Annotated in this window: 5 protein-coding genes and 2 pseudogenes; 6 read left to right on the top strand and 1 reads right to left on the bottom strand. The window is 53.4% G+C overall.

All coding sequences use genetic code 11. The annotated features are described in order from the left end of the window. Positions 1-328 (top strand): annotated as a pseudogene (locus tag L691_RS32760) (DUF4179 domain-containing protein); the annotation flags it as partial. 195 nt (positions 329-523) lie between these two features. After that, positions 524-1093, top strand: a complete 570-nt coding sequence (locus L691_RS0112080; protein ID WP_025690788.1) for a DNA-3-methyladenine glycosylase I — start codon at positions 524-526, stop codon at positions 1091-1093. 87 nt (positions 1094-1180) lie between these two features. Here the strand turns inward: L691_RS0112080 and L691_RS0112075 are convergent. Further along, positions 1181-1441: pseudogene (locus tag L691_RS0112075) on the bottom strand (methionine adenosyltransferase domain-containing protein); the annotation flags it as partial. Positions 1442-1642: 201 nt separating this feature from the next. Here L691_RS0112075 and L691_RS31305 point away from each other — a divergent pair. The 4 genes from L691_RS31305 to L691_RS0112050 all read left to right on the top strand — a co-directional run. Next, positions 1643-1795, top strand: a complete 153-nt coding sequence (locus L691_RS31305; RefSeq protein ID WP_084654093.1) for a helix-turn-helix domain-containing protein — start codon at positions 1643-1645, stop codon at positions 1793-1795. A 276-nt stretch (positions 1796-2071) separates the two neighbouring features. Then, a complete protein-coding gene (prmA, locus tag L691_RS0112060) occupies positions 2072-3199 on the top strand; it encodes a 50S ribosomal protein L11 methyltransferase (protein ID WP_025690786.1) in 1128 nt (375 codons plus the stop codon). Between the two features lie 2 nt (positions 3200-3201). Beyond that, positions 3202-3882 carry a site-2 protease family protein gene (locus L691_RS0112055; RefSeq protein ID WP_025690785.1) on the top strand — a complete coding sequence of 227 codons (681 nt, stop codon included), beginning with the start codon at positions 3202-3204 and terminating at the stop codon, positions 3880-3882. Between the two features lie 155 nt (positions 3883-4037). Further along, a partial coding sequence (locus L691_RS0112050) for an RsmE family RNA methyltransferase (protein ID WP_025690784.1) occupies positions 4038-4329 on the top strand: 292 nt, incomplete at its 3' end.

Here is a 4329-nt window from a genome sequence, read left to right as displayed (position 1 = left end):
GCTGGAAACAACGATCGGCGGGTATCCGGTAACGTGGACTTATTACAGACAGGGGGCCGACCTTTACGTAGAAACTGGAAGCGAGGATGCCCGTTTCGGTGGCGTTAACCAGACCTATATCCTACGGGACGGAGAGAGAATCGGAGGGAAACAGCTCACTGCCAACTTTACCGGGGACGGCAATAACAAGGCCATCGACGTTTACAAGAACTTCAAGGGGACGGAAGCGGAAATCCATATGTTTTATTATACCCTCGACGATCCGGAAAAAGAGACAAGGGTCACGCTGCAACCCGGGCCGACGCACAGCGGCAGTCCGGCGCAATAAATGAATGGACGGGCAGGTCAAGGTTACAATTCGGCTGAGGTATTCTACATCATTAGATGAAACTGACAGGAAAGACGGAGTGGGCCTTGCGCTCCTCCCTTTTTTTCGTATACAGTTATTAGACTGAAAGATTATGACCGTCAAGCCTAAATGTTGAACAGAAGTTTACACGGGCGGTATAAAGGAGAATGAGCCTTGAATGAGATAAGATGCGGGTGGGTAAACAGCGATCCGCTTTATATAGCTTACCATGATGAAGAATGGGGCAAGCCGGTGTACGGCGACCTCGAGCTGTTCGAGCTGCTGATGCTGGAAGGGATGCAGGCGGGCCTGAGCTGGTATACGATTTTGAAAAAAAGGGAGAGTTACCGCGCAGCCTTCGACGGGTTCGACCCGGAGAAAATTATCCGGTATGACGACGCAAAAGTTGAAGAGCTGATGAATAATGCGGGGATCATACGCAACCGTCTCAAAATCAAGGCTATTATTAATAACGCGCGAGTATACGGCGAAATTTCCAGGGATGAAGGAGGCTTCAGCCGTTATTTGTGGAGCTTTGTCGGCGGCGAGCCGGTCTTGCCTGACCGGGAGAGCCTGAAGGATGTTCCCGCGTCGACGCCGCAGTCGGACGCCATGAGCAAAGCGCTGAAAAAGAAAGGCATGAAGTTCGTCGGCAGTACAATCTGCTACGCGTTCATGCAGGCATCCGGGATGGTGAACGACCATGTACGGGACTGCATCTGCCGGAATATAAGCAGGAGATAACAAAACACCCGCTTTCCTCCGTACACCTGAACGTGGTGTCCGGCTGATATGCGGGTGTCTTTAAATCCACGCTGAACCACTCTATTTTTACTTTTGAAATACTTCCAGGCCTGCTTGCGATTTCAGAAGCTCGGATTCATCCGTTCTCTCCCAAGGGAGATCCAGATCGTTCCGGCCAAAATGACCATAAGCTGCGGTTTGCTTGTAAATCGGCTTGCGCAGGTCCAGCATCTTAATGATGCCTGCCGGACGCAGATCGAAGTTGTCGCGGATCAGTTCCACCAGCTTGTCTTCGCCAATGCGGCCTGTCCCGTAGGTATCCACGTGAATCGACACCGGATTTGCCAGCCGATCCAGATGCGTAATAGGCGGATGCTCCTTTCGTTCTTTATTCTTGCGGGCAGCGTAAGTATCATCCGTAATCTTATCGGCTCAATGATGATTGCCGCACTTTTTATAGTTGTCCATATCGACATTCAGAAGGTATTTCTCAGGTCGTTTAAGCCTTTGGCCAACCGCATGTAGTATTTAAGCGAAGGGTTCTGTTGGTTGCTGGAGCAGACCTCCTATACCTTGGCCGAAATTGCCCACTCTGTCGGCTACCCCGATATCTTCTCCTTCTCGAAAGCATTCAAGAAACGCCTTGGTGTCGCACCCACTCAGTACCGGGATAAGAAAATCAAAAGCGAGCAGCAGAAATGAGTCGAATGTGACCGTAATACAGCCGTTTGAGGTTCCCCTGCGCCTCAGACATAGCCGGCATCCACAAAGGGTTCACTTGTCTCTGGGCCAGATGATGCTGCCGCCCTCAGATCGGCGCTTTCAGCTGCGGGTTTGGCGCATGGCACGGCGGTGAGGTATAATAACTACGACTTCCGTCTGGAAAATGAGGGGTATCCCATGCTTCCGAAGGGAGTTTTGCGCAGAACATCAAAGAAGCGTATGCTATCAAAACTTTTAGGAGGCTTTAGGACCGCAATGCTATGGCATGAATTGACGATACATACAACCGAAGAAGCGCAGGAGATGATATCCACACTGCTCCAGGAAGCGGGGGCGGGCGGAGTTTCGATTGAGGAATCCGGCACGCTGAGCAAGACGCGCGACACGCGCTACGGGGAGCTTTACGACGAGCCGCTGAATGATATTCCCGAAGGGGAAGCGGTGATCAAGGGCTATTTCACGGAAGGATCGCCGATGGACAGCATCTGCGCGGAGCTTGCGCCCCGCGTCATGGAGCTGCGGGAATTCGGCATTGATCCCGGCAAGGCCGACATCAGCTGGAAGACGGTTGACGAGGATGACTGGGCTCATGCCTGGAAGCAGTATTTCAAGCCGCTTCGGGTCAGCGAACGGCTGACGATCAAGCCGGTGTGGGAGGAGTACATTCCCGCTAGCCCGGAGGAGAAAATCATCGAGCTGGACCCGGGCATGGCCTTCGGCACAGGAACCCATCCGACGACCGCCCTCTGTCTGCGGGCGCTGGAGAAAGCGATCTCCGGCGGGGAAGAAGTAATCGACGTTGGCACGGGCTCAGGCATTCTGGCCGTTGGCGCGATGCTGCTTGGCGCGCGGTCCGTGCTTGCATTGGATCTTGACCCAGTTGCCGTTCAGAGCGCTGCGGAGAACGTGGAGCTGAACGGTCTCTCCGACGTCATAACGGTAAAAGAGAGCGACCTCTTATCCCTGCTCGGCGGCGAAGGCGCGGCGGAGACGCCGGCCGGAGCGATGTGGCCCTCGGCCAGACCGGCGCAGACACCGGCTGCGGACGGTGCGGCAGGGGAGTATGCGCCGATATCCGGTGACGCAGGCAGCGGAAGCCATGCTGAAGACGCCGGCCAGGCAGCCGGTTCCGATTCACCGCAGGATGGACTTGGCGTGAAGCTGCCGGTCAAGATTGTGGTAGCCAATATTTTGGCGGAAATTATCGTGCTGTTCACGGATGATGTATACCGGGCCCTCCAGCCTGGCGGAATCTATATCACATCCGGCATTTATAAGGATAAGGAAGAGCTGGTAAGGAAGGCTCTGGTAGCTTCCGGATTTGAAATCAAGGAAGTAACGAAGGAAGAAGATTGGGTGGCGTTCACAGCCGGAAAGAGGTAAAGATGGATTTTTTGCAAAGTATTATTCGTATGCGGCTGGATGAGCTGCCTTTTTTTCTGATAACGATTTTGATTGCCTTTACGGTGCATGAGTTCAGCCACGCTTATTTTGCCAACAAGTTCGGCGACCCGACAGCCCGTCTCCTGGGCCGCATGACGCTGAATCCGAAGGTGCATTTCGATTTTTTCGGGATTATTCTCTTGCTGATCGCGGGCTTTGGCTGGGCGCGGCCAGTGCCGGTCAACCGCGATAACTTCAGCCGTCCGCGTCTGATGGGCATCATCGTGTCCCTCGCCGGGCCGGTTAGTAATCTGCTGCTGGCGATTATTGGCTGCCTGATCTATGGGGTGCTGATCGCGACAGGCGTCTTTGACGCCATTCCGGCGGGTAAGGGGCAGGAAGCTGCACAATTATTTTTAAGCTTATTTACTTTCTGGAATTTCTTCCTGTTTCTGTTTAATTTAATCCCGCTGCCGCCGCTGGACGGCTACCGGGTTATCGAGGATCTCGCGCCGCGTTCCATTCTGGGGAGACTGCAGCGGTTCGAGCAGTGGGCGATGTTCTTGTTCCTCTTGATCGTATTTATTCCCGCGCTTCAGGCGCGTACGATCGGGCCTTTAAGCATGTGGGCAATTATGATGCGATCAGATATTCTTAATTTTTTCTATCAACTTTTTACGTAAATGAATCTGCAGGACTGTTCATCATGAAGCAAACGTTGTATGATGGAACGTGATTGAATTTGAAACGGCGGCAGGGCCCGGTAGGCGAGGGACGCCGCCGTTTTCGCCTGAATAGAAGATGTAAGCTCTAAATACAGAACAGGGTGTTGATAAGCATGCAGCGATATTTCGTATCTCCCGAAAATTTCGGAGAAGGCACCGTACTGATCGGCGGCGAGGATGCCCGTCATATCGCCAGAGTGATGCGCGGCAAGGCGGGGGACGAGTTGATTGTAAGCGACGGAGTATCCCGCGAAGCGCTGGCCGAAATCGCATCAATCGCCGAAGGCGTCGTTACCGTCTCCATTATAGAGAACTTGCCGATGACGCAGGAGCCGCGTGTTAAAATCACGGTGGCCCAGAGTCTGCCCAAAGGCGACAAGATGGAAATCGTCATTCAAAAATGTA

Origin of the sequence: Paenibacillus zanthoxyli JH29, assembly GCF_000520715.1 — a bacterium.
Taxonomy (GTDB): Bacteria; Bacillota; Bacilli; order Paenibacillales; family Paenibacillaceae; genus Paenibacillus_AQ; species Paenibacillus_AQ zanthoxyli.
Note: the sequence above shows the minus strand (reverse complement) of the source record. Positions and strands in the feature narration are given on the sequence as shown.